This window comes from Allomuricauda sp. ARW1Y1 (assembly GCF_013407935.1).
GTDB lineage: Bacteria > Bacteroidota > Bacteroidia > Flavobacteriales > Flavobacteriaceae > Flagellimonas.
This window is the reverse complement of sequence record NZ_JACBZU010000002.1, coordinates 740,567-766,728: the sequence shown is the minus strand read 5'-3', so window position 1 is coordinate 766,728 and position 26,162 is coordinate 740,567. Positions and strand designations below refer to the sequence as shown.

At 44.3% G+C, this 26,162-nt stretch carries 18 protein-coding genes; 12 read left to right on the top strand and 6 right to left on the bottom strand.

What is annotated here, in order from left to right; genetic code table 11:
- Nucleotides 1-11: 11 nt before the first annotated feature.
- Nucleotides 12-1,379: an exonuclease domain-containing protein gene (locus tag GGE08_RS08340; protein WP_179384432.1), complete on the bottom strand. Its 1,368-nt coding sequence runs from the start codon at nucleotides 1,377-1,379 to the stop codon at nucleotides 12-14.
- Nucleotides 1,380-1,450: 71 nt separating this feature from the next.
- Nucleotides 1,451-2,293: an AraC family transcriptional regulator gene (locus tag GGE08_RS08335; protein ID WP_179384431.1), complete on the bottom strand. Its 843-nt coding sequence runs from the start codon at nucleotides 2,291-2,293 to the stop codon at nucleotides 1,451-1,453.
- Between the two features lie 137 nt (nucleotides 2,294-2,430).
- Between GGE08_RS08335 and GGE08_RS08330 the strand changes: the two genes are divergently transcribed.
- The 4 genes from GGE08_RS08330 (at nucleotide 2,431) to GGE08_RS08315 (ending at nucleotide 7,674) form a co-directional block, all read left to right on the top strand.
- Nucleotides 2,431-3,354: a dihydrodipicolinate synthase family protein gene (locus GGE08_RS08330; RefSeq protein WP_218847513.1), complete on the top strand. Its 924-nt coding sequence runs from the start codon at nucleotides 2,431-2,433 to the stop codon at nucleotides 3,352-3,354.
- On the top strand, nucleotides 3,351-4,874 hold the full coding sequence (locus GGE08_RS08325; RefSeq protein WP_179384430.1) for an aldehyde dehydrogenase (NADP(+)): 1,524 nt from the start codon (nucleotides 3,351-3,353) through the stop codon (nucleotides 4,872-4,874). The genes GGE08_RS08330 and GGE08_RS08325 overlap by 4 nt, the downstream gene beginning before the upstream one ends.
- A 3-nt stretch (nucleotides 4,875-4,877) precedes the next feature.
- Complete coding sequence (locus GGE08_RS08320; RefSeq protein ID WP_179384429.1) at nucleotides 4,878-5,885, top strand: 4-hydroxyproline epimerase; 1,008 nt, start codon at nucleotides 4,878-4,880, stop codon at nucleotides 5,883-5,885.
- Nucleotides 5,886-5,973: 88 nt separating this feature from the next.
- Nucleotides 5,974-7,674: a DUF885 family protein gene (locus GGE08_RS08315; protein ID WP_179384428.1), complete on the top strand. Its 1,701-nt coding sequence runs from the start codon at nucleotides 5,974-5,976 to the stop codon at nucleotides 7,672-7,674.
- A 42-nt stretch (nucleotides 7,675-7,716) separates the two neighbouring features.
- On the opposite strand, the gene GGE08_RS08310 is transcribed toward GGE08_RS08315, so the two are convergent.
- The gene (locus tag GGE08_RS08310) at nucleotides 7,717-8,451 is read right to left on the bottom strand and encodes an NUDIX hydrolase (protein ID WP_179384579.1); all 735 of its coding nucleotides are present in this window, start codon (nucleotides 8,449-8,451) and stop codon (nucleotides 7,717-7,719) included.
- 199 nt (nucleotides 8,452-8,650) lie between these two features.
- On the opposite strand from GGE08_RS08310, the gene GGE08_RS08305 reads away from it, so the two are divergent.
- Nucleotides 8,651-9,496, top strand: coding sequence for a universal stress protein (locus GGE08_RS08305; protein WP_179384427.1), 846 nt, complete (start codon nucleotides 8,651-8,653; stop codon nucleotides 9,494-9,496).
- A 4-nt stretch (nucleotides 9,497-9,500) separates the two neighbouring features.
- Nucleotides 9,501-10,361, top strand: coding sequence for a universal stress protein (locus GGE08_RS08300; protein WP_179384426.1), 861 nt, complete (start codon nucleotides 9,501-9,503; stop codon nucleotides 10,359-10,361).
- Nucleotides 10,362-10,363: 2 nt separating this feature from the next.
- On the opposite strand, the gene trxA is transcribed toward GGE08_RS08300, so the two are convergent.
- Entirely contained in the window at nucleotides 10,364-10,663 is a 300-nt protein-coding gene (gene trxA / locus GGE08_RS08295; RefSeq protein ID WP_179384425.1) for a thioredoxin, read from the bottom strand.
- 158 nt (nucleotides 10,664-10,821) lie between these two features.
- Between trxA and GGE08_RS08290 the strand changes: the two genes are divergently transcribed.
- A complete protein-coding gene (locus tag GGE08_RS08290; RefSeq protein WP_179384424.1) occupies nucleotides 10,822-11,586 on the top strand; it encodes a DUF1080 domain-containing protein in 765 nt (254 codons plus the stop codon).
- 42 nt (nucleotides 11,587-11,628) lie between these two features.
- On the opposite strand, the gene GGE08_RS08285 is transcribed toward GGE08_RS08290, so the two are convergent.
- Together GGE08_RS08285 and GGE08_RS08280 are read right to left on the bottom strand one after the other, a co-directional pair.
- Nucleotides 11,629-12,981 carry a S41 family peptidase gene (locus GGE08_RS08285; RefSeq protein ID WP_257023975.1) on the bottom strand — a complete coding sequence of 451 codons (1,353 nt, stop codon included), beginning with the start codon at nucleotides 12,979-12,981 and terminating at the stop codon, nucleotides 11,629-11,631.
- 70 nt (nucleotides 12,982-13,051) lie between these two features.
- Nucleotides 13,052-14,212 (bottom strand): helix-turn-helix domain-containing protein, encoded by a 1,161-nt coding sequence (locus tag GGE08_RS08280; RefSeq protein WP_179384422.1) that lies wholly within the window; start codon nucleotides 14,210-14,212, stop codon nucleotides 13,052-13,054.
- A gap of 197 nt (nucleotides 14,213-14,409) precedes the next feature.
- Here GGE08_RS08280 and GGE08_RS08275 point away from each other — a divergent pair, with 197 nt between their 5' ends.
- The 5 genes from GGE08_RS08275 to GGE08_RS16100 all read left to right on the top strand — a co-directional run bounded on the left by GGE08_RS08275 (nucleotide 14,410) and on the right by GGE08_RS16100 (nucleotide 26,070).
- A complete protein-coding gene (locus tag GGE08_RS08275) occupies nucleotides 14,410-17,208 on the top strand; it encodes a triple tyrosine motif-containing protein (protein ID WP_179384421.1) in 2,799 nt (932 codons plus the stop codon).
- 320 nt (nucleotides 17,209-17,528) lie between these two features.
- Nucleotides 17,529-20,714: a glycoside hydrolase family 2 TIM barrel-domain containing protein gene (locus GGE08_RS08270; protein ID WP_179384420.1), complete on the top strand. Its 3,186-nt coding sequence runs from the start codon at nucleotides 17,529-17,531 to the stop codon at nucleotides 20,712-20,714.
- Nucleotides 20,715-20,726: 12 nt separating this feature from the next.
- On the top strand, nucleotides 20,727-22,133 hold the full coding sequence (locus GGE08_RS08265; protein ID WP_179384419.1) for a glycosyl hydrolase family 16: 1,407 nt from the start codon (nucleotides 20,727-20,729) through the stop codon (nucleotides 22,131-22,133).
- A 32-nt stretch (nucleotides 22,134-22,165) separates the two neighbouring features.
- Complete coding sequence (locus GGE08_RS08260) at nucleotides 22,166-23,014, top strand: family 16 glycosylhydrolase (protein ID WP_179384418.1); 849 nt, start codon at nucleotides 22,166-22,168, stop codon at nucleotides 23,012-23,014.
- Between the two features lie 14 nt (nucleotides 23,015-23,028).
- On the top strand, nucleotides 23,029-26,070 hold the full coding sequence (locus GGE08_RS16100) for a carbohydrate binding domain-containing protein (protein ID WP_257023974.1): 3,042 nt from the start codon (nucleotides 23,029-23,031) through the stop codon (nucleotides 26,068-26,070).
- Nucleotides 26,071-26,162 lie beyond the last annotated feature (92 nt).

Below are 26,162 nucleotides of genomic sequence, written 5' to 3'. Positions count from 1 at the left end.
TGCCTTTAGGATTACACGAGCACCTTACTCTTGTTTTGTTTGAGAAAATACTGTGTCAAAATACTTTCTGTTTCCAAAGTATGCTTTTGTGGGGTGATAAAAGCCTCCACATCTTCAAGATTGGATAACTGCGTCTCGGTATCGACAAAACCAAAACCCTTGTAAATGCCATCCGCAATCAAAATGACGGCATGTTCATTTTCGTTTCGGCCTTTTTCTTGGATAACCCTGATTTCCGAGGAGAGCATTTTCATGTGGGCGATGGCCTCTTCGACTTTCTGGTTATAAGCGTCTATTTTCTCCTCGCCCCGGCAGATACCTTCGCAGCTATTTATTTCGTGATGGGAACAGGCCGATGTGGTCTGTTGCAAATGACAGTAACGGGGACAGAGCGAGAATACCTTGCATACCTCTTCCAAATACGCCCGGCATTCCGTTTGGTTGTGGAGTATTTTTAACGGGTTTGGTATCCCTTTGGTGGTATTGTAGGCCAGGTGGGTAATGCCATTTCTATCTTCGTAGGCAAAAATGGCGTACTGCTTGCCCATTCTTTTTTGGGCGCGGTTATAGGGTGGGAACAACCGTTTGATTTCTGCGGATTCCATCAAAAGTGCGACCAATTCGCTGCCTGAGAGTTTGAAATCAATGTTGGCCGTCTCGCTGCACATTTGGATTTCCTTTCGGCTCTTGTCGTAAAAATGGCCCAACACCCGTTTTTTTAGGTTGATGGCCTTTCCCACATAAATAATCTCCCCTTTTTGATTCATAAAATAGTAGATGCCCGGTTTTTGGGGAATACGGTCAAATACTGATTTGGGCAAATGGGGCGGAAGGGTAGCTTCTTGGCTTCTGGCGTTCAAAAACTTTTTGAAAATGGTATCAGCCTCAGGCTGTTCCAACAACTTCTCAAACAAAAGTACGGTGGCATGGGCATCACCTCGGGCACGGTGCCGGTCCACCAAAGGAATTTGTATGGCCGAGCAGAGTTTTCCCAAGCTGTACGAACGCAGTCCGGGAATCAGTTTTCGGGACAGCCGAACTGTACACAGCTTCTTTCGGTTAAAATCAACCCCGATTTGTCGAAATTCCTCCTTGATCACGCCATAATCAAAATTGACGGAGTGCGCCACAAAAATACATCCCTCGGTAATGCGTTGGACCGCATCGGCAATCTCATGGAATACGGGAGCATTTTGCACCATGTGGTCATCAATGCCCGTTAGTCCCGTGATAAAATAGGGGATAGGACATTGTGGATTGACAAGGGAGGTGAATTCGTCCACAATTTGATTGCCATCATATTTAAAAATGGAAATCTCCGTAATCTTGTTGCCTTTGATTCCGTTGCCCGTAGTCTCTATGTCGATGATGGTGTACAAACGCTGTGCGGCTTAGTAGGATTGAAATTATGGATAAACGGCCCGACATCCAAGTGCTTTGCCCAGATATGTCAAAATTGATGGCGGTATTGCGTTGGTGTGCAGTGCTTGAATTCCTTGAACTTGCGGTTAAAGTTGGCAATATTGTTGAAACCGCACTGTTCAGAAATCGAAGCAATGGAGCGTTCGGGATTTTTTAAGAGGAGCTTACAGGCATTTTCAATGCGTATTTCGATTAAAAATTGGAAAAATGTCTTGTTGGTCCTTTTTTTAAAGTATCTACAGAACGCATTCTTCGTCATGTTGGCCTTTTCTGCAATTTCTTCCAAAGTGATGGGCTCCCTGTACCGTTCCATCGCATAATCGTATACCTTGCTCATCCGTTTGCCCTCATCATCCGTGAACGATTTGCGATATACAAAAGCGGAAAGTGGCACTGTATTGGATTTGTTGATTTGGTCGATGATCAGCAGTAACGATGCGATTTGTTCCACTTTGTTTTGTGCTGAAAGCGCATGGAACAATGGAACGATCTTGCTTTGTCTTGAAGTGATGCGCATTCCAAACTCTGCCTTTTTAAAGAATTGTTGGATGGATGAAAGGTCTGCCAGTTGGAAGAATCCTTTTCCAAAGGAATCTTGGTCAAAAAACAAGGTGTGCATCAATGATTCTTCCTTGATTCGGGTGTCGCTTCGGAATACATGAGGGACAAAACTACCAATGACCAGAATGTCGCCAGCTTTGTATTCATTGATGCTGTCCCCTACAATCAGTGCCCCGGCACCTTTTTCCACATAACTGATCTGAATTTCCGCATGTTGGTGCAACTGGTCATAAAATACCTGTTCGCGGTCAATTTGGTACACCAGCGCCTCATGCTGTGGTTTTGGTATTTTAAAGGGAAGCACCTTCATGGATACGCCTAAATTATTTGAAAAATTGATTTTGAAGCTAATTTAGGGTAATATACTATCATAATAGGCTAATAATCGAACAAAAGAAAAAAGGACTCCCTTCGTAATTTTAGAAAGGAAAAAATTAAGCTTACATTATGGTAAAATGGGAAGGCGTAATGCCAGCGGTAACTACAAAGTTTACTAGCGACGATACCTTGGACCTTGTGATGTTCGAAAAGAACATAAAAGCGCAAATCGATGCAGGGGTACACGGGATTATTTTAGGGGGTACCTTGGGAGAGGCGAGCACCTTGGAACAAGAAGAAAAGGAAACCTTGATCAAAACATCGATTGCTTTGGCCGACGGAAAAATTCCGGTGATCATGAACGTGGCGGAACAAAGCACCAAAGGTGCTATTGAAGCCGCCCAGACTGCGGAAAAAGTGGGTGCCCAAGGATTAATGTTGTTGCCGCCCATGCGCTACAAGGCTACCGATTATGAAACGGTCGCCTATTTTAAGGCAGTGGCCAAAAACACCTCTTTGCCGATTATGCTGTACAATAATCCAGTAGATTATAAGATCGAGGTGACTTTGGATATGTTGGAGGAATTGATGGCGTGCGACAATATCCAAGCCATTAAAGAGTCTACCCGAGATATTACCAACGTGATCCGAATCCAGAACAGGTTTGGCGATCGTGTAAAGGTTTTCACAGGAGTGGATACCTTGGGATTGGAAAGTTTGGTCATAGGCGCCGTAGGTTGGGTGGCCGGACTGGTTTGTGCCTATCCTGCCGAAACGGTTGCCATTTATGAGTTGGTGAAAGCAGGCAGGATTGAGGAAGCCCTGAAGATATATCGATGGTTTATGCCGTTGTTGGAGTTGGACATTAGTCCACAATTGGTACAAAACATCAAACTGGCCGAAGTGGCCACAGGAATTGGCACCGAACATCTGCGAGCACCCCGATTGCCCTTGCAAGGCGCTGAACGGGAACGCGTTTTACAAGTGATTGAAACCGCAATGAAACATAGACCGGAGCTTCCGGACTATAAAAACATAAATAACGAAGTATGATGACAGGTAAAAACTGTATTGGAGGACAGTTTAAGGCAGATGGTTCCGTAGAATTCAGAACGGTAGATCCTAAAAAAAACGTTCAGAACCCAACGGTATTCGTGGAAGCCACCAAAGATGAAATAGACACGGCGGTGGACATGGCTTGGGAGGCTTTTAAGGTATTCCGAACGATGCAAGGCAAACAACGGGCCGATTTTTTAAATACCATTGCTGACGAAATGTTGGCCTTGGACCAAGAATTGATCGATACCTACATGTTGGAGTCGGGTTTGCCCGAGGGCAGGGCCATTGGCGAACGGGGACGAACTGTTTTTCAGTTGCGTTCGTTTGCCGAACTGGTTGCCAACGACGATTGGCGCGAAAATACATTTGATGCGGCCCAGCCCGATAGAAAACCGCAGCCTAAACCGGATTTGCGAAAAACCATGATTCCCTTGGGGCCAGTGGCCGTTTTTGGGGCCAGTAATTTTCCGTTGGCGTATTCCACTGCAGGAGGCGATACGGCAAGTGCCTTGGCGGCAGGTTGCCCCGTGATTGTGAAGTCCCATCCCATGCATGCGGGAACCAATGAGTTGGTAGCTTCGGCCATTGTTAAGGCCGCCGAAAAAACGGGAATGCCCAAAGGTGTTTTTTCAAGCATCAATGGTTCGGTACAGGCCGGAATCGATTTGGTGAAACATCCAAAAGTAAAAGCGGTTGGTTTTACGGGAAGTATCGGTGGAGGCAGGGCACTGTTCGATTTGGCAGCCAAAAGAGAGGAACCTATTCCTGTTTTTGCCGAAATGGGCAGTATCAATCCTGTGATCATGACCGCGAGTGCCATTTCGAAAAGAGGAAGTGAACTCGCCAAAACCTACGCAGGGTCCATTACCTTGGGTACGGGACAGTTTTGTACCAATCCAGGGCTTTTGTTGACGGTAAAGAGTGAAGATACCTATAGTTTTATTCAAGAGTTGGCCAAAGAAACCGTCTCCATAGCCCCGCAAACCATGTTGCACCCCAATATCAAAAAAGGGTACATCTCCAAAGGAGATGCGGTAACAGGGCAAGAAGGTGTTGAGGTGGTGGCAACCTACGATGGGAATTTGGATGCCAATGAAGCTGCTGCGACCATTGCCACTGTTTCAGGTAAGGCATTTTTGGATAATCCGAAGATGCACCAAGAGGTTTTTGGTCCCTTTTCCATGGTGGTACAATGTGAGGACGAAGCGGAATTGATTCAGATTATTGAAGGTTTGGAAGGACAATTGACCGGCACTCTCATCGCAGAAAAGAATGATACATTGAATTTGTCAAGATTGGTTGATGCGTTGCAGCACCGTGTGGGACGAATCATTTATAATGGTGTGCCCACCGGGGTGGAGGTATGTGCATCCATGCAACATGGGGGACCTTACCCGGCGTCTACCGATTCAAGGTTTACCGCGGTTGGGGTGCATTCCATCAAGCGTTGGGTGCGCCCTATTAGTTATCAATCATTTCCTATGGAATTGTTGCCAGATCATTTAAAAAAATAGCGAGTGGCCAGAAAAACATTTTTTTGTGTGGATGCCCACACCTGCGGAAATCCAGTACGGGTTGTAGCAGGGGGAGGCCCTAATTTGATGGGCAAGGACATGAGCGAGAAGCGCCAGCATTTTTTAAGGGAGTACGATTGGATTCGGCGGGGGTTGATGTTTGAACCAAGGGGACATGATATGATGAGCGGAAGTATTTTGATGGCGCCCCATGATCCAGAGAACGATTTTGCCATTCTTTTTATAGAAACATCAGGTTGCCTCCCCATGTGCGGTCATGGTACCATCGGAACCATTACAGTGGCCATAGAAGAAGGCCTCATCGTACCCAAAACACCCGGAAAAATAAGGATGGAGGCACCTGCAGGCTTGGTGGAGATCGAATACCAGTTGACAGGAAAAAAGGTGGAATGGGTAAAGTTGGTCAACGTAAAATCGTACCTGGCCGCAGCAAATTTGTCCATTGACTGCCCGGGTCTTGGTGAAATCCATTTTGATTTGGCCTATGGGGGTAATTATTATGCCATTGTGGATCCACAGGAACATTATACGGGATTGGAGGACTTTACCGCTGGACAGATTATCCAGTTTTCACAAGTGGTGCGTAAGGCCATAAACGAGAAATATCCCGATTACTTTGTGCATCCGGAAAACCCAACCATACGGGATGTGAGCCATATGATGTGGACAGGAAAACCTTTGGATGCCACTTCATCCGGACGAAATGCGGTGTTTTATGGGGACAAGGCCATTGACCGTTCGCCCTGTGGAACAGGAACCTCGGCCCGCATGGCCCAATTATATGCGAAAGGAGCCTTGAAGGTGGGAGAACCTTTTGTGCATGAAAGCATTATCGGGAGCAAGTTTGTGGGGAAAGTAGAGGCTGAAACCACCTTGGACGGAAAACAGGCCATCATCCCCAGTATTCAAGGATGGGCACAGGTTACGGGTTACAGCAATATCATCATAGATGACGACGATCCCTACGCACATGGATTTCAGGTGCTTTAGAAGGCATCAGAATTTGGATGGTCAAGGTGTAAAATAGAATGAGATAACCAATCATTACCTTTAGGTACTGAAAACTAAATACAGCAATATGGGCTTACAGAAAATAAGCATCGCTTTGGTTGCCATGATCAGTACATGGGCTACGGCACAGCATAGTCAATTGGCGGATATGGTCACCGAGTTTGAAATGGATAACTGGGCATTGGAACGCACCTACACGGTCGACGAGTCAGAAGAGTATTACCAACGGTTTTTGAGGTTTTACTCGAACTGGGAAGATAAAATGGATGCCGTTGACTTCGCTTCCCTTTCACAACAAGGAAAGGTAGATTATGTACTGCTGAAGAACCAAGTAGCCAAAGGCAATTACTTTTTGAATCAAGACTATAGCGCGTATAAAGGAGTAAAGGAAGTGGGTGATTTCGCGAAAGCTATTTTCCCTTTTATACAAGAACGAAGAAGGGGCAAACAACCCGATGCAAAACAATTGGCCCAATTGTTTCAGAATGCTACCGAAGCGATTGCTACCGAGATGGAAACTTGGAAATCCAAACCCTTTAAGGATTGGCAAACGGCTGACAAGGCTTCGGAAGTGGTTACCTCATTCCAAAAAGCGTTAAAGGAGTCCTATGAATTTTACTATGGCTACGACCCGGATTTTACATGGTGGATGGAAAAGCCCTATCAAAAACTAAACGAAAAGCTCACTGCTTATGCCGAATTCCTAAAGGAAAATTATGCTGAGGATAGTGTAAAGGATGATGGCAGCGGCATTATTGGAAAACCTATCGGCGAGGAGGCGCTGAAAGAAAGTTTAGCCTTGGAATTTATTCCCTACACGCCTGCAGAACTCATCAAAACAGCGGAAGAACAATTTGAATGGTGCAAAAATGAAATGATAAAGGCCTCAAGGGAGCTGGGCTATGGAGATGACTGGAAAAAAGCCCTGGAGCATGTGAAGAACACCTATGTTCCTGCGGGACAGCAACCACAGGCCATCATGGACCTATATTCCCATTCCGTGGATTTTATTGAAGAAAGGGATTTGATCACAATACCCGAATTGGCCAAGGAAACCTGGGGCATGAAAATGATGAGTCCCGAACGGCAAAAGATAAGTCCTTTCTTTTTGGGAGGGCGGGATATCATTATTTCATATCCCACAATGGAGATGGACCATAACGACAAGTTGATGAGCATGCGGGGCAACAACCCCAACTTTTCCTTTCCGACGGTGCAGCATGAATTGTTGCCGGGACATAATTTGCAGTATTTTATGACGAGTCGCCACAAAAGCTATCGTCGTCCGTTTTCCTCACCGTTTTGGACCGAGGGATGGGCTTTGTATTGGGAAATCATCCTCTGGAACAAGGATTTTCCCCAAACGCCGGAACAAAAATTGGGCATGTTGTTTTGGAGAATCCATCGATGTGCGAGAATCATTTTTTCCTTAAAGTTTCATTTGGGAGAGATGACTCCTCAGGAATGTATCGACCTTTTGGTGGATGAGGTCGGCCACGAATACGCCAATGCCGAGGCGGAGGTGAGAAGGTCCTTCACCACAAGCTATCCGCCGTTATATCAATTGGCCTATATGATGGGAGGACTTCAGTTTTATGCCTTGCGTAATGAAATGTTGGCTCAAGGTTGGACAGAAAAACAATTTCATGACCGGGTGATGGTTGAGGGTAGAATGCCAGTGGAACTGTTGCGAAGCCTGTTACAAGAATTGCCCCTCAGTAAAAACTATAAAACCAAATGGAAGTTCTCCACGGACTTTAAGGATTGATGTAGTTTTTCGATAACAAAGCGGTGAAAGTATGGGGCGGGTCTATATTTTGAAGATGAACCCGTCTTCCTCTACTTTTTTTCGATATTTCTCCTTGTCAAAAATATAGAGGTATGCCCCTTTTCGGGAAACGCTCATATCTTTTTCGTCCAATTTGATGAGTACGTCTAGTGAGTTGATTTTATTGATGAAGTTGCGCTTGTCCAGCTCCTTGTCCAAAATGGACTCGTACAAGTTTTGTAATTGCCGCATGGTAAATTTTTCGGGAAGCAACTCAAAACCAATGGGCTGGCTCAGTGCTCGTCTTCGTAAACGCACCTTTGCCTTTTCCACCATTTCGTTATGGTCAAAAATCAAGCTTGGGGCTTCCTTGATATCAAACCATTGGGCGGTATCTAGCTGTACCCCATCGAATTGATGGCTATCCACATCGATCAGGGCATAATAGGCCACGGAGATGGTGCGCTGTCCAGGGTCTCGGTCAATTTTACTATAAGTGTGAATTTGTTCTAGATAAATATCGCTCAAACCTGTTAGGTTTTCCAAAACTCTTGCCGCAGCTTGGTCCAAATCTTCGTTTTTTTTGAGGAACCCACCGATGAGGGACCATTTTCCCTTTTCGGGCTCAATAGGTCTTTTGATCAATAGTATGTTGAGATTTTTCTTGTCGAACCCAAAGATGATGCAGTCGACCGCCAAAAGTACCTGGTCTTCTTTTTGATAAAAATTGAGTTGTGGGCTGGGGGGTGATGCGACTTTTATGTTATTTTCTGCCATGGTATAGGATGCAATTTCAAGGATAAAAATAGATAAACTATTCCCTAAAATATCCATATCCATTTTATAATTGGTTTATCGTCAATTAAAAAATTAGGAAGGCACGACTAAAATTGGTTCCACATTTGGCCTTTTCATATTGACCAAAATCATTTTCTAGCCATTTGTATCCCATTATATTTGGAAAAAGTGTTTTGCGATGAAAACCATATTGATTCCCACCGATTTTTCTAAAAATGCCCTACATGCCCTAACGTATGCCAAAGAATTGTACAAGTGCGAGCGGGCTTGTTTTTTTGTGCTACATGCCTATGGTGAGGAGGTGTACGGACACTATAAAACAACTCCAAAAGAGGAGCTCGAAAAAATGAAGGAGGAAAAACGGGAGGACACCCAAAAGAAATTGGATGCCCTTATCGATTCGGTACTTGGTGAACCCCCAAACCCTTTGCACAATTTTGAGACGGTGGCCAAATTGGACAATCTAGTGGACGCCGTGAATGATTTTGTGGACGAGATGAACATTGATTTGGTAATCATGGGTACCAAAGGCGAAACCAGCGATCATAAGACCACCTTTGGGAGCTATACCATTGAGATTTTCAAATATGTAAAATGTCCGGTTTTGGCCATTCCCGAAGGTTTTGATTATAGGCAACCCAAGGCCATCCTTTTCCCAACAGACTATATGTTGCCCTACAAGCGAAGAGAGTTAAAACTTTTGGGCGATTTGGCGGGCAAGTTCAAGTCCAAGATACATTGTTTGTACATCACCGATTTCGACGAGCTCAGTCCACGGCAGGAGGACAATAAGTTGTTTTTGGAAGGGACTTTGACCAAACCTTATTTAAGTTTTGAGACCGCTCCCGTTAAGAACAAGGCGGAAATCATACTAGAACAGATTGAGCAAAAGGAGGCGGGTATGTTGGTGATGATGAATTCCAGACATTCGTTTTTTGAGGATATGCTCTACCGGTCGACAGTGGATTTACTGGGGCTCAAGATTAAAATACCGTTTATGGTGATGCAAAACATAAAACGATGATGTTATGAAAAGGAAACGAATCATATTACCGACAGATTTTTCTAAAAATGCTTGGAATGCCATTGTATATGCCTTGACAGTTTTTAAGGACGATCCTTGTGATTTCTTTATCCTGAATTCATTTCAGGTGGGTGCTTCCGGACTTTCAACGAAAATGGCGAGATATAATGATACCCGTTTGTACAATTTGATGAAAGAACAATCGGAACGCGATTTGAAAAGGGAGCTGGAAAAAATCAGCGCATTGGACAAAAACCCCAATCATAATTTTATTGCCCGTTCTGAGCAGGCTACTCTGGTAAATGCCATCGGAAAAACGGTGTACAAGGAAGAGATCGATTATGTCATCATGGGAACCAAAGGGGTTTCTGGCTTAAAAGAGGTCTTTATGGGGAGCAATACTTTTCAAATCATCAAGGAAATCGACTTTTGTCCCATTATCGCAGTTCCTGAGGATTATCAGACGGACGGAGAACTGGATTCGCTGATGCTGGCCACAGGCTACGAGCACCTTTTTGAAAACTATGAACTACAGCCCTTGTTGCACCTTCCGGTCAACTTTAAGGCCAAATTGCGGATTGTTTACGTAGGCAACCCAGCGGATTTGAACGAGGCACAAAAAAAGTCCAAGGAAGCACTGGAAAAGCGATTGGACTCCATTGAGCACGAGTTTGTGGAGGTCGAAAAGGATGGGTCGGTTACCAATACCATTCAAAAAATGGTACAGCAGGACGACACCATCGATATGTTGGTGATGATCCATCAGGACCATTCATTCTTCGAAAAATTGACTAGGGAACCAGTAATCAAAAAAGTGGCCTTCGCCACCCGCGTACCCTTTATGGTGGTGCATCTATTTGAATGATGCTACAAGAAGGATTTGGCCAACTGGACCAATTCTTGTTTTTGAAGTACGCCCGATTTTCTCCAGAGCTGTTTTCCGTTTTTGAAGAAAATTAAGGTTGGAACGCCCCTTACCTGGTACGTATTGGCCAAATTTTGGTTTTTGTCCACGTCAATTTTTACGATTTTTAAATCTTCGCCCATCTCATCTTTGACCTGCTTTAAAATGGGAGCCAACATTTTACAAGGTCCGCACCATTCTGCCGAAAAGTCGATAAGCGTCAATTGGTCGCTATTGATCAAAGCTGCAAAATTTCCTTTCATCGTTTCCAAAAATTAGTGCCTGCAATGTACAAACACTGTTGTTTTTGCAAAGTGACCTAAGTCACCTTTTGGAACCAAGGCCTCAATAAGTTCAAGGGGCAAGGTCGGATTCTTTTGCTATCTTTATTCGCTGCACAACTAAACAAAACTGATTGCACATGCAAAAAATTATCACTGGATGCCTGCTGACACTTTTCCTATTGGTATCCTGTAAAAACGAGAAGAAAAAAGATGTTGCCGAGACGTGGCGTACCAAAAAGGCCGCTGTTGAAAATGCCGTACACAATCAGTTGTTGGAGGTGGAAAGGGAAGCAGGCTGGGAGTTGCTGTTTGATGGGGAAACCATGAATGGTTGGCATTTGTACAACGATTCTGGTTCACAATCGGTTTGGGAAGTGGTGGATGGTACCTTGCACAGCAACCCCAATGATGAATCCTTGACGGCAGGTGACCTGGTGACAGACAAGGCCTATGAAAATTATGAACTATCCCTGGAATGGAAAGTTATTGGGAATGGTAATAGTGGTATCTTCATCAATGTGCAGGAATTGCCCCATGTTCCTACTGCTTGGCAGAGCGGTCCAGAGTATCAAATATTGGGTGCTGACCACATGGACTACGATGTGCCCGAGAAAAGACCGGGTTGTCTTTATGTTTTCCTGCCCCAACAAAACAATGTGGAAATCAAGCAAGGGGATTGGAACAAAACAACCATCAAACAAAAAGATGGTAAAATCCAGTTTTACCTCAATGGTGAGCTTACCGTAGAGGAGGATTTAACGACTCCGGAATGGAAAAACAAAGTAGATGCATCCCATTTTTCCAACTATCCAGAGTTTGGAAAAACAACCGCAGGGCAAATTGCGCTGCAATATTGGTATTTTGAAACCTGGTTTCGGAATATCAAGATCCGTGAATTGTAGTATATCGTTAATTGATCAAATTATCCGATGGATGAACTACATCTAATCGGATTTGCTGATTTTTTCCAATAAACCTTCCAGAATCTCATCGGTGTCATCCAATAAATGATCTTTGATGAAGATATCCGGGACAACGCCCTCTTCTTTGGTGCTTCCACTTACCCGGACCATTTTTCCTTTGGAAACACTTACCGGAATTTGTGTGTTGGGTAGTTTAAATTCGAAGATGGAGGCGTAAAGTGAGGCATATTCCCCAGTTTCTTCGCCAACAATGGTTGCGAAGCCGTAATCCTGTATTTGTGCAGCAGTAACCGTGGCTTGTGAGTGTGACTGTCTGTTGACCAACACATAAACATTGCCAGAAAACCGTTTGGATGGTGGTTGAGGTTGATAATCGCCAAAATCGTAGTTATAAATTTCTCCGTTTTCTCGTGAAAGTGCTTCTTTCCAGAAAGTAGAAGTGGTGTCGTAGTGCTGTCTAGCATGTTCCTTTAAGAATTGACTCGTTTTCAGTTGGTAACTGGAATTCCATCGAAATGTAGTGTCCGCAAAATACGAAACCAGGTAATCGCTGAAGGCATTGTGACCCCCGCCATTGTTTCTTAAATCAATGATCAGGTTCTTGCTCCTTCGTTCTTTAATTTGTGCAAACGCCGAATCAACAAAACTCTTGAACTTGGTTTCATCACCACTAAAATCACCTGTGACAAGGTATGCTGATTCTCCTATAAATTGAAGCGACCTTTCCTGATTGAACAATTCGGTTCGCTTCATTTCGTAGCCCTCAATCAAATCCACTGCGCTAACCGTTTTGGTTTTTATGATCTTATTGGACTTAAACTTGATTTCAAAATTATCTTGTTTGCCGTGTAGCTGCCAGTAAAGTCGAGGGAAGGAGTACAGTTCAATCTTCGCATTTTTAAAATATGGGCGTTCAGCGGAAATCAGGGTGTGCATTTCAGCTAGGATTTTTGAAATGGGAATGTCATTAATGCTCAGTACTTCAGCTCCGATGGGGATGTCGTTGCCCGACCAATTTTTACGGACCAGTGCTTTGCCATGTTCGAGCACAAGTTCCAAAGGAAATAATGTCCCGTCATTGTAGGCATAGTTGCCATAGGATTTTCCGGGGAACCCGATTTCAGTATGGCCATTGTCCGCCTTTGAAATCACTTTTTGAAAGATGGAAGTCGCCTCCAGTAGACTTAAACTGTCCTGAGTAATGGAATTTTTGACTTGGAGATAATTTTTTTCAAATTCTGCCTTAGATGTATAGGCGTACAAATTGTAATGAGCCTCTTCCAAAGATGCCCAGAGAAACGCCATATCCTCCAAAACTTCATTTTTGGTGAAATAGTCTTGGGCATGCAGCAAGGTGCCGGATAAACTGGTCATCAAGCAAATTTGGAATAGAAGGACTCTAGGGTTGAAAACAGCTTTCATCAAGTTTAAATTTTCCGCAAAACTAGGCGTGCTCGTCGTACGAAACGACCGACTGTTTCCTTTCGGACTTATTTTTGAGCTGCTTCGCGTATTGACTTGGGGTTTTTCCGGTTGATTTTTTAAATACATCGTTAAACGTAGACTTGGAGTTAAAACCACATTCAAACGCCAGACCGAGCAGGGTCAATTTTTTGTTTTCCGGTTGGGCCACCAATTCTTTAAAAGCTTCGATGCGGTAGCTGTTCACATATTCGTAAAAATTTTTGGAGAAGCTTCGGTTGATGGTTTGGGATACCTGTTTTGGACTTACTTCCAGCAACTCCGCCAATGTGTTGAGGTCTAAATTGGAATTGAGATAAGGCTTCTTTTTTTCCATTAATTCTGTGAGTTGCTTAGCCAAATCTGGATTTGGGTCGTCCAAAGTGGGTTTTGACTTTTGTGAGGCGTAGCCAGAGGTTTCCTTTTGTGTTTTTAGATATCCCTTAAAACCAATCCAACACGTTACAATGGCCAATCCTACGAAGGTGGGAAGGATGTAATACTCCTTCAGGGATTTGTCAAAAAAGTACTTGTCCACCTCTGCAAAGAAATTCCAACCAATCCAAAACAGCGCATAAATGATAATGGGAAGTTGCAACCATCTCAGCGATTTATGCTCTAGATTGGAATAATGCTGTTTTAGCCAAGATTGATACTGGAACAGCAGCCATAGCGATATGATGGCATAGCTCATAATCGAAAAACTGCCGAGCCATTGTTCCGCCAAGTAGATCTTGGTGTAGGGATGGGCCGGTGTTTGATAGAGCCCGTCCGCACCCAAGCGGTAAAATGCCGTTCTGTAAAAAATAAACTCCAGTACCACCGGAACAAAATGGATGGCATCCCTTTTTGAAAAGACAAATTCCTTATCGGTCACACTTTTGGTGTAGAAATACAGCGCAGGACCAATACCGTAAAGGAGCTCCAATTGCATATACCGAAAAACGTCTATCATGCCACGGCTCCACAGTATGTTCACCAAACCAATGTTGAGCGCCATCAGTGCAAAAAAGAATATGAGAAGCGATAGGAATATGTTGGACTGTTTTCGTGGCCGTTTGGTCACCAACAAAAACCCAAGCACAATCGCTTGAAAGGCAAAAACAAAGATGATGGTGGACAATATGGGGTTGGGCGAAGTCATGGCAATGCGAATTTAGCTAATTTCAGAATAGTCCTTTTACCCTTCGGCATTTAGCGCATCCTTTCAAGAGGTTTTTACAGGTCGGTCATCAACGAATTCCATTTTAGGGAAGAAACCTTAATTTTCATTGTCTTGGACTTTGTCCAAAAGTTGGGAAAAGGTAGTATCTTAAGGCACCTTAACGCTATGAAATTATGATGAGGTACACACTTTGTTTGCTTTTATTCTTTTCACAATGGCTTTTGAGTCAGGAACTACCGCCAATTCAGAACTACACTCCTTCGGACTATCAGGCTGAAAATCAAAACTGGGCTCTTTCGCAGGCCCATGATAAGGTGATGTATATAGCCAATAACAAAGGCCTTCTGCAATTTAACGGGGCCGATTGGACCTTGTTCCCATCACCGAACGAGTCCATTATGCGTTCGGTAAAGGTGGTAGGGGACCGTATTTATACCGGCTGTTACATGGAGTTTGGTTATTGGGTGCGCGATGGTCAAGGAATGCTTCGCTATACTTCCCTATCTGCTGATATGCAAGAAGATTTGTTGGAGGACGAGGAGTTTTGGGGCATTTTTAACTTGGAGGATTGGATTGTGTTCCAATCCCTAAAACGCATATATATTTACAATATTCAAACGGAATCCACCAACAGTATTGATACGGAGGATACCCTTTTCCGAATGTTCAAGGTATCCAATGAGATTTATTTTCAGGAAAATGGCAAAGGAGTTTTCAAAATAGACAATGGCAAGTCGAAACTGGTTTATGATGATGAGGTGGTGCTCACGGATGAAATCATCAATATATTTCAGGAAGATGAAGAACTCTACATGCTCACCAAGCATAACGGCTTTTATAGGGACAACAACGGTGTATTGGACAAATTCCTTACGGGTCTGGATGATTTGCCCAAAAAAATAACGGTGTATAGTGCCATTAGATTGAATGATGGCAGCTATGCTTTGGGTACCATTTCCAACGGTCTTGTTCTTTTGGATGCGGATGGGGCCTTGCTCAACCATATTGATCAGATAAAGGGCCTGCGCAACAACACGATTCTTTCCTTAATGGAGGATAGGGACAACAATATTTGGTTGGGGCTCGATAATGGGGTCAGCTATGTGAACCTAAAATCACCCATAAAGGTGTACAGGGACAACAAAGGGGTGGTAGGAAGTATTTATGCAGCGGTGGTAAAGGATGGCATCCTGTATTTGGGGACCAATCAAGGCTTGTTCCATAAAGAGTTGGATGGTGATTCCGATTTTACATTGATCGAAGGGACCCAGGGCCAGGTTTGGTCGCTCCAGGAAATTGACGGCACCCTTTTTTGTTGCCATCATTCGGGCACCTACATTGTGGAAGGCAACGCGGCAAAAAGGATTACCGATGTGGAAGGAGTCTGGAAAATCAGCCCTTTGCCCAAGCATCAGGATTTGCTGTTGCAAGGTAATTATGATGGTCTTTATGTGCTGGAAAAAGTCGAGGGCAATTGGAAGCTTCGAAATAAGATAGATGGTTTTGGAAATTCCTCACGCTATTTTGAAACATTGGGAAACAAAGTTTTTGTGAACCATGAGTACAAGGGCATATTCAAGTTGGATGTGGACAATGATTTCTCCCATGTGAATACAATTTCTATGGACACCTTGATCAAAGGTTCGGAATCGGGTATCATTAAATATCGCAACAATGTGTTCTATGCATATAGGGAAGGGGTATACAAATATCAGTTGGAGTCAGATGCTTTTGTTAAGGACAGCTTATTGAGCAGTATTTACAATCAAGATGAATACGTTTCTGGAAAAATGGTCTTGGACCAAAACGAAGAGAATTTGTGGCTGTTTACCAATTCCAATATCAGTTTGCTATCGGAAGGCTCTTTGGCGGATACGTTATTGGTAAAGCCCATTCCATTGACGGAAGATATGAGGGATGGCATTGTTGGCTACGAGAACATTGCGAATCTGGGTGAGGAGGGCAAGTACCTTTTGGGGACTACTTCGGGCTACATTACCTTGGATGTCAATGGGTTCAAGAATAAGAATTTTAGAGTTCAGATCGGGAGGGTCGAAAAATCCGATAAGCAGAGTCGGCAGTGGGCCTTGGTGGGAACTTCATCAAACGCCGAATTTGGCAGTGCCGATAACCATGTTCGCTTTTCGTTCTTTACGCCAGAGTACTATAAGTTGTTCAAGCCCCAATATCAATATCAATTGGAGGGCATTTACAACAATTGGAGCAATTGGTCCGAGTCTTATACCACAACTTTCGAAAATTTGCCCCATGGTGACTACACCTTTCGGGTCAGGGCTGAAATTGGCGACCAAATTTCCAACAATGTTTCAACCTTTACGTTTTCCATAGCCCGGCCGTGGTACATTTCCAATGTAATGTTGGCACTTTATCTCTTGGCATTTATCTTGTGTTCATTTCTGATACATCAGGCTTATCGGCGTTACTACCACAAACGACAGCACAAGCTCATTGAAAAGAACAAAAGGGATATGGAATTGGCCAAGGCCCAGAATGAAAAGGAAATCATCAAAATAAAGAATGAGCAATTGCAGGAAGAGTTCAGGAGCAAGAGCAATGAACTTGCCGCATCTACCTTGAGCATCATCCGAAAGAACGAGCTGTTGTCCAAGGTAAAAGATCAACTATTGTCCAGTGTCGATGATACGAGTTCCATAAAGCCCATCATTAAGGTCATTGATAAGAACATTACGCAGAACGATGATTGGGAACTCTTCAAGGAAGCATTCAATAATGCCGACCGTAAGTTTCTGAAAAAGCTCAAAAAGGCACATCCAAACCTGTCTCCCAACGATGTTCGATTATGTGCCTACCTACGTTTGAATTTATCTTCCAAAGAGATAGCCCCGCTCTTTAATATTTCGGTAAGAAGTGTGGAGATCAAGCGGTACCGTCTTCGAAAAAAAATGGATTTATCCCATGATGACAACCTTGTTGATTACATCTTGAAACTATAGTCCTATACGTAACTAGTTTTATACCTCAACATTACCTCAACATTTATACACAACACCTCTTGTTTACCGATTTAATATACTTTGGTGAGGTCACTGTTTTAGTGGATTAAATAAGGATTTCTTAATTATTGACACTTTATTTTATAGTGTATATTTTTTGTTGAGGTAGTTTTTAAGGAATTCACATTTTGTTAAGTTAAGTTTAACCTTCTACAAAAAGTAGCTATCACAAAATGCACTTTGCGTGCATACCTGAACCAAATGAATTTTGGTGATGTGGTAGGGTTTGATGTAGGACTCAACTAAAACTAAACAACACTATGAAAAACTGGCTGCACGCACTGTTCCTTTTATGCTTTGTTTTTGGGGCAACTGCCCAAACGCCTAAGGTAACCGTAGAAAGCAACGAGGCAGGAATGAAATTGGTCGTGAACGGAGAGGACTTCATGATCAACGGTATGAACTGGGATTACATACCCATTGGAACCAATACGGTAAACGCACAATTCTGGGAAAAATCCGATGAAATCATTAAAGCGGGTCTCGACACCGAGATGTCGCTTTTAAAGAACATGGGGGTTAATGTAATCCGACAATATACTGGTGTTCCAGCCAGATGGATACGGTACATCTATGAAGAATATGGCATCTACACCATGTTGAACCACTCTTTTGGGCGATATGGGCTTACCATTGACGGGGTCTGGACACCTGTTACCATCTATGATGAGCCAAAGACTCAAGCACTTTTGATGTCAGAATTGGAAAATTTGGTACGGGAGTACAAGAATACCCCCGGTCTATTAATGTATCTCTTAGGAAATGAAAACAACTACGGTCTGTTTTGGGCCGGAGCGGAAACCGAAGACTTCCCGGATGATCAGCAGCGGATAGACTATATCGGGGAGAGCCGCGGACGCCCAATGTATCGCCTAATGAACGAGGCTGCCAAAATGATGAAGGAGATGGATGCCTCCCACCCCGTAGCCATTTGCAACGGGGATGTACTTTTTATAGACATCATCGCCGAAGAATGTCCGGACGTGGACATCTACGGAACCAATACCTATAGGGGTGTCTCCTTTGGAGATATGTTCCAAGTGGTAAAGGATAAACTCAACAAGCCGGTCATGTTCACTGAATTTGGAGCGGATGCCTTCAACGCCATCGATAACAGGGAAGATCAGTTTTCCCAAGCTTACTATATGGTAGGAAATTGGGAAGAAATCTATGAAAATGCTGCAGGACTGGGAAAAGCAGGCAACTCTATCGGAGGATTTACCTTTCAGTTTAGTGACGGATGGTGGAAGTACGGTTTTGATGACCGCGAAAATGCCGATATACACGATACCAACGCCTCTTGGTCCAATGGTGGATATTCGAGAGACTTGGCCGAGCCCGGTGCAAACAATATGAACGAAGAATGGTTCGGGATATGTGCCAAAGGTGCCACCGACCCAAGAGGGCTCTATGAACTATATCCAAGGGCTGCTTACTATGCCTTGCAACAAGCCCATCAACTGGATCCTTACGCCGATGGTGTGGACTTGAATTTTGTCCAGAATCATTTTGACAATATTCAAATCATGGATGCGGTACTCAAGGCAAGGGGGGATAAGGCGGCCTTGCAGGGCGAACAAAGCAATTTGCTCCGCATCAGTAATCTAACGGCGAAATTCTCCACTTTTAGCACGGGAGGTAGTTTGATCACTACACCAGAAAACGCGGACCCCGATGATCCCAACACCTTTCCGAACCAATTGGGCTTTGACCATATGCAATCCTATTTTGTGGGAGTGGAAGGTAATCCAGCACCCAACATGCGTGCCGAGGTCAATTTTAACGTGGTCGGTAATGTGGCCCAAAACCCGATCAACGAAATCTTCTACGAAAACAATTCACGTCCCATTGAAGTCAACACCGACCAAGGAAATGTATTGGTTCAGGATGTGAACCGTATTCGGGTTTACCAAGCGGAATTTGAATGGAAAGCCAAACAATTTGATTTAAAAGGATTTTACAGGACCGGACATTACCATTGGGGCTACGAAGGGGATTTCTTCGGGTTCTATCCGGAAGCTAACTACGGACCAAACTTGGATATTTACAATGGTGAGATACTGGGTATGGAAATCGATGGAAAAGGCATGTTTGACGGTTTGAAAGTGGCAATAGGACCACAATTGTGGTGGGGGGCCAACCCAACAATGTTGTTTAAGTACAGAAAAAATATAGCCAACTTCAATATTACCGGTATTTATCATAGGGATTTTCAAACTGATATTGTATTGGATGAAAATGGACGTCGAGTTTTGGATATCAACCAAGTTCGTAGTGGTGTGATACCACCCTGGCCAACCGAGAGAGCGGCCATTGCCATAGAGCGCGAAGTTGGAAAATTTGGATTTGAAGTAGGAGGAATATGGTCAGGAAGTCCACTCAATGGAATTTCCTTTCAGGATGTGAGGGGTACTCCTGGTAACTATGTGGTATTTGAGGATAGAATCCAAGCCAGTGATAATTGGGGAGGAAAATTCAAGGTCACCTACGAAGGAGGAAAATTTAATTGGTACGGTCAAACCGCGGCCATGGGATTGATCGCAAATGGTGGTGCCGATCAGACGTTGACCTTTACCGGCTGGAAACTTAGGGATACCGGAAGCGGTAACCAAGTCAATTTTTTAACAGGATTCACCTATTCTTTTGACAATTTTCAGATAGCCCCCAACTTTATGTGGCAGGAGCCGTTGGTAGATGCGATGCCCAATGATGTAGGAGGTCCAGGAAGATTGAGAAATATTATCGACGATCCTTTTGCAGTAAGGGCGAACAGGAAAACTACTGCAGGTGAAATCCTACTGACCTATGACCCTACCCCGGGTACCTGGATGTACGAGTGGGATAACGATAGGGCAGAAGACGCCAAATTCGCCATGAATTTAGGCTTTGTCTACCGCCGTCTACCCACACGGATGGATGCGCATATCGGTTTTAATGCCAATCGGGAATTTTTTGCATTTCCTAATTCTGCACCAGCGGAAGATCTTTGGGAAGTACACTCACGAATGGTTTCCAAGCTCGGACCGGATTTGGGCATCATCGGTAATTTCTACTATGGAAATGGACAAGGTAATGGTGATTCCGATCGTTTGATCCGGCGTTTTGGAGGTGATGTGAGGATGCTTTACAAGAATTTCAAAATACAGTACACGCAAAAAATAAACGATTGGGGTCCTTATGATTACCACAGGGATTTCAACCTCACTTTTCCCGTGCAGTTAATGCTGGATATTTCTACCACATTGGGCAAACCCGATTGGTTCATTCTTCCAAGCACACAAGTTGGAATTCGTGGAATTTGGAGATCCTTGAACGAATTCTCGCCACGATATCTGCCCAACGTAGCTCAGGAATTTGCCAACGAGCCTATTTTGAGTCCAGTTGGTTTCGATAACGGACATGAATGGGAGATTATGACTTATGTGCACATTAATATCGGGAAATAAAAAGATTGAGCAATGAAAAACTACAAGACAATAAATTTCCGTTCCATACTTCTTTTGAGCCTTGCATGTACACTTATGATGGGCTGCGAAAGAGAGTTTTCAGAGGATGTAGAATTCGCATCCTTCCCGCCCAATGGCGATGTGTTTCTCGATACCTTTTCTGCCGGACTCAACTATTTCCCATTTGTGGATGCAGGGGCAGACCCAGAAGCATTTAGTGTAGATACCAATGAGGCTTTCGAAGGAGAAGCTTCCATGCGATTCGATGTGCCAGCTTTTGGTAACGGTTTCGTAGGAGCTACCTTCAATACCACAGCTAGGCGAGATCTTTCAGGTTTCGATGCACTGACATTTTACGCGAAGGCCTCGCAGGCAGCAAGTATAAATTCCATAGGATATGGTATCTCTGGAGAGACCAATAACAAATTTCAGGTGACTGCCAATAATTTGAATGTAAGTACGCGATGGGAGAAATATGTGATTCCTATCCCGGACCCTTCAAAACTGATTAATGAAACAGGATTGTTCTGGATTGCAGAAGGGGCTTCTTTTGAGGGAGACGAAGGTGGCTACGTGCTCTGGCTGGACGAAATAAAGTTCGAAAAGTTGGGAACCGTTGCACAGCCACAACCTGCCATATTGGGAGGTGAAGCCATCTCCGAACAAACCTTTATCGGTTCCAGTATTACCTTGAACGGACTTACCCAGACCTTTAATCTAGCTGATGGGACCAATCAAACTGTAAGTATTGCACCATCCTACTTCAATTTTGAATCATCGGATATTGGAGTAGCAACTGTAAATGAACTTGGACGAGTAAATGTTCTAGGTGAGGGGACTGCTAACATTACGGCTATTTTGGCCGGGGTACGTGCAGAGGGTTCTTTGGAAATCGTATCAAATGGTGTCTTGCAGCCTGCTCCCACACCAACACAGCCACAGGCAAACGTGGCATCGATATTTAGCGATGCCTATGCGAATGCCACCGAGAGCAATTTTTCACCTGGTTTTGGTGGGTCTACCACAGAAACTTCAATTGCAACACTTAATGATAACGCTGTGGTGTCTTACGTGAACAACAATTTTACAGGAATCTTATTTAATAGTCCTGTGGATGCCTCTGGTCTATCCTTTTTACATATCGATGTGTATGTTCAACAATCGGGCACCGAAGTTGGCATTCAAATCAGGGATGTAGGAGCCAATCAAACTATTGAAACAGATGTAAACACTGGACTTCCCATAGGCGATGATAGGGACTTGAGATTTGACCTGACCAATCTCGCTGTTGGCCAATGGACCTCGTTCGATATACCACTCGGTGGAGATTTGGCAACTCAAAAAAATAATTTGGGAGCACTGATTTTGGTGGGCGGTCCCAATTTCATCCTGGATAATATTTATTTCTACACAGAATAACAATGTCCTACCATCAACTAAAAAAAATGACAATGAATACGAAACATAAGCACCTTCAATCCAGTAGTCATGTATTTTTCAAATACCCTTTGCTGGTCTTTGCCATTGCTTTATTAGGTTGTGAAACCGACGACCAACAGACCGTGGCCAGATTTACCGAATTGACGCTCTCCGAAGAGTTTGATACGGACGGACAACCCAACCCTTCCATTTGGGGATACGAAATCGGCACCGGCGAAAATGGTTGGGGCAATCAAGAATTGCAGTACTACACCGATAGGTCCGATAATGTAACGGTTCAGAATGGTGTATTGCTCATTACAGCAAGAGAGGAATCCTTCGAGGGCTCCGCTTACACTTCGGCCAGACTGATAACAAAGGATAAGTTCGAGCAACGATACGGCCGTTTTGAGGCGAGAATCCGTTTGCCTTACGGTCAGGGCATATGGCCTGCATTTTGGATGTTGGGCGCCGATATTGACGAAAATCCATGGCCCGGAGCTGGAGAAATAGATATTATGGAGTATCGCGGTCAAGAGCCAACCGTTTTGATCGGTAGCATGCACGGCCCGGGATATTCAGCAGGGGAAGCCATTTCAAAGGAATACGAACTGACCAATGACCGATTCGATACAGGCTTTCACATTTTCGGCATCGAATGGGGGCCGGAATACGTCAATTTTTATGTGGACGATGTCCTCTACAATCAAATCACCCCGGAGGACGTACCAGGGCCTTGGGTGTTCAATAAGCCATTTTACATATTGATGAACGTCGCTGTTGGGGGCACTTTTGTAGGTTCACCCGATGAAGAGACCGTATTTCCACAAACCATGTTGGTGGACTACGTTAGAGTATATAAAGAACTAGAAATAAACTAAACTAACTATTGATTATGAAGCAGTTAATAACCAAATTCAAGCTGGTATCCGTGTTTGTACTGGCCTTGTTGGTCGGGTGTGAATCGGACGACAGTACCCTTTTGCCGACCATACTGTCCAATTTTACCTTTACGCTCGATGAAGATACCGGAACGGTGGAATTCATCAACATTTCGGAAAAGGCAACCTCTTATCAATGGGATTTTGGCGATGGGGATACGTCCACCGAGATCAATCCGATTAAGACCTATACGGCCAGTGGAACCTATACTGTGGTTTTAACGGCCAGCAATACGGCGGGGGCAACTTCCACCTTTGAAGATGAAATCACTATCGTAATCAAAGAACCTATTACCCTGCCCATAACCTTTGACAACAACAATGTAAACTATGACTTGGGGGTGAGCACATTCAATGGTGCAGCTTTCGAAATTTTAGATAATCCTGATGTATCCGGAACCAATGACAAGAGCTCAAAGGTTGGGAAGATAACCAATAGCGGAGCAGCTTTTGAAGGCATCTTTTTTGACTTGGGAACACCGGTCGATTTATCCACAGAACAAACCATAACCGCAAATTTCTGGTCAGAGGAGCCCATCGATATCTTGATGAAATTGGAGCTTGGAACAGGAAGCGATACCGAAGTATCGGCAAGTCACGGTGGAACAGGTTGGGAAACAGTTTCCTTCAATTTTGCTTCTACGGAGAGCTACTCCAGAATAACGTTGTTCGTTGACGGCCCTGGAACCACCGCAGGTGATTTCTTTATTGATGATGTGGAACAGGTCGAAACCGCTACAACGCCAAGTGGATGTGTGGACACACCAGTGGCCGCGACAGCACTTCCTGTGGACTTTGAAGGTTGTGAAACTTTTCTTTCTTCGGAAAACTTTGGCGATGGTATCACTTCAGGTTTGGCCGAAAACCCTTCCAAAGCTGGCATAAATACTTCAGATTTTGTCCTGCAAGTCGACAAACCTTCAGGTTCCAGTTTCTTTGCAGGGATTCAAAATACCTTTGAAAACAATTTTGACCTTACCACTACAGATGTCTTTAAACTAAAAGTGTACTCTACCAAGGCCAATGTGGTCTTCCGTTTTGAGCTGGCACTGAACCCACAAACCGATCCGGTTACTGGAAATCCTGCGCCCGTATTTGTTACAATACCCAACGCAAATGAATGGACAGAAGTAGAGTTCACCTTTACCAACCTGCCTGGAGGACCAACGGCTTATAACCAATTGGTCATTAAGCCCGACAACGATGAGGTGGATAGCGCAATCACCGAGGGAGGAACATATTACATAGATGACCTTACTCTAGGTACTTCCGGAGGAGGAAGTGGTGGTAGTGGATTTGATGATGGATTGTTGACCAATGGTGACTTCGAGAACGGAAGTGCACCATGGATCTTGGGTGTGGACGATGCCGCTGCGGCACCTGTCACCACCGAAGGTGGTAACTCTTTTTACTCCGTGAACGTCACGACTCCAGACCCAGGTCAACCCTTTTTGGTGAATTTGAGCCAAAAATTGGAAATCATACAAGATGAGACATACACCTTGACATTTGATGCGTGGTCCGATACCGACCGTCCCATCATTGCCGGGATTGGTTTAAGTGGTGGTAGCTTTGCGAACACTACGGAGACTGTCAACATCAACACAACAAGGCAGACCTATTCTGTCGTACTGACTGCTTCAGGCTTTGGTGCCCCGGATGCACGTGTCCTATTTGATTTGAACGGAGCAGCCGGGTTGGTGAACATTGACAACGTTTCACTGGTTGTAGGAGGAACCGCAGCAGAAGATACTACCCCGCCGATGATTACCCTTAATGGAGACGCCATCGTAGATTTAAATGTGGGCGATAGCTATACAGAAGCAGGGGCAACCGCCACCGATGATACAGACGGGGACATCTCGGGTAACATTGTGGTAGGTGGAGATACAGTGGATACCAGTGTTGCAGGCACCTATATCGTGACCTATAACGTAAGCGATGCAGCAGGTAATGCTGCAACCGAAGTAACCAGAACAGTAAATGTAATTGCCTTTGATGATGGACTGTTGACCAACGGAGACTTTGAGAACGGAAGTGCCCCATGGATATTGGGCGTGGATGATGCCGCTGCGGCACCTGTGACCACGGAAAACGGAAATTCATTTTACTCCGTAAACGTAACCACCCCAGACCCAGGTCAACCATTCTTGGTCAACCTAAGTCAGAAATTGGAAATCATCCAAGATGAAACCTATACATTGTCATTTGACGCATGGTCGGATACAGATAGGCCTATCATAGCTGGGATTGGCTTGAGCGGGGGCAGTTTTGCCAACACTACCGAGACGGTGAACATCAATACAACCAGACAGACCTATTCAGTTGTCTTGACAGCGACAGGCTTTGGTGCTCCAGACGCACGAGTGCTCTTTGATTTGAATGGAGCAGCTGGATTGGTGAATATTGATAATGTCTCTCTTGTTGTAGGAGGTTCAGGCGGTGGTGGCGGTGCCACAAGTGGCTGTACCGGAACTCCCGTGGCGGCAACCTCATTGCCTTTGGATTTTGAAGGCTGTGAAACCTTCTTGAGCGCCTTCTCCAGCATCGGTGATGGTGGTGTGGTGCCTAGTTTGGCAGCAAATCCCGATCCATCCGGTATCAATACATCCGACAATGTGTTGCAGGTGGTACGTGCCAGTGGTATCAATCGTTGGGGCGGAGTTCAAAATTCCTTCCCTGCTGGAACCATCGATATCACTACCCAAACCTTTAAGGTGATGGTGTATTCCAGTGTGCCGGATGTCACTTATCGATTTGAATTGGCGCTCGACCCACAAACCGATCCCGTGACAGGTAATCCTCCACCAACCTTTGTACAGGTTTCGGGAGGAGCGAACACTTGGACGGAAATAGAATTTACGTTTACGGGTCTACCTGCCTCACCAACAACCTACAATCAACTGGTCATCAAACCGGATAACCCTACGGGGTCAGATGGTGAGTTGACCACAGAGGAACGTATTTTCTACTTTGACAATTTAAGACTGGACTAAAAGTTTCGGATTGAGAAGGAAAGGCTGGCAAAACCATTTTTACTTGCCAGCTTTTCTACATATATCAGAACTAATAAAGGTGTGATGGATTT

Excerpts from the sequence above, each read along its gene's own strand:
- GGE08_RS08270 (WP_179384420.1), top strand. The coding sequence starts at position 17,529 with ATGAAAAACTGGCTGCACGCACTGTTCCTTTTATGCTTTGTTTTTGGG.
- GGE08_RS16100 (WP_257023974.1), top strand. The coding sequence starts at position 23,029 with ATGAAGCAGTTAATAACCAAATTCAAGCTGGTATCCGTGTTTGTACTG.
- GGE08_RS08300 (WP_179384426.1), top strand. The coding sequence starts at position 9,501 with ATGAAAAGGAAACGAATCATATTACCGACAGATTTTTCTAAAAATGCT.
- GGE08_RS08290 (WP_179384424.1), top strand. The coding sequence starts at position 10,822 with ATGCAAAAAATTATCACTGGATGCCTGCTGACACTTTTCCTATTGGTA.
- GGE08_RS08285 (WP_257023975.1), bottom strand. The coding sequence starts at position 12,981 with ATGACCAGTTTATCCGGCACCTTGCTGCATGCCCAAGACTATTTCACC.
- GGE08_RS08330 (WP_218847513.1), top strand. The coding sequence starts at position 2,431 with ATGGTAAAATGGGAAGGCGTAATGCCAGCGGTAACTACAAAGTTTACT.
- GGE08_RS08335 (WP_179384431.1), bottom strand. The coding sequence starts at position 2,293 with ATGAAGGTGCTTCCCTTTAAAATACCAAAACCACAGCATGAGGCGCTG.
- GGE08_RS08315 (WP_179384428.1), top strand. The coding sequence starts at position 5,974 with ATGGGCTTACAGAAAATAAGCATCGCTTTGGTTGCCATGATCAGTACA.
- GGE08_RS08280 (WP_179384422.1), bottom strand. The coding sequence starts at position 14,212 with ATGACTTCGCCCAACCCCATATTGTCCACCATCATCTTTGTTTTTGCC.
- GGE08_RS08310 (WP_179384579.1), bottom strand. The coding sequence starts at position 8,451 with ATGGCAGAAAATAACATAAAAGTCGCATCACCCCCCAGCCCACAACTC.
- GGE08_RS08325 (WP_179384430.1), top strand. The coding sequence starts at position 3,351 with ATGATGACAGGTAAAAACTGTATTGGAGGACAGTTTAAGGCAGATGGT.
- trxA (WP_179384425.1), bottom strand. The coding sequence starts at position 10,663 with ATGAAAGGAAATTTTGCAGCTTTGATCAATAGCGACCAATTGACGCTT.
- GGE08_RS08275 (WP_179384421.1), top strand. The coding sequence starts at position 14,410 with ATGAGGTACACACTTTGTTTGCTTTTATTCTTTTCACAATGGCTTTTG.
- GGE08_RS08260 (WP_179384418.1), top strand. The coding sequence starts at position 22,166 with ATGAATACGAAACATAAGCACCTTCAATCCAGTAGTCATGTATTTTTC.
- GGE08_RS08265 (WP_179384419.1), top strand. The coding sequence starts at position 20,727 with ATGAAAAACTACAAGACAATAAATTTCCGTTCCATACTTCTTTTGAGC.
- GGE08_RS08305 (WP_179384427.1), top strand. The coding sequence starts at position 8,651 with ATGAAAACCATATTGATTCCCACCGATTTTTCTAAAAATGCCCTACAT.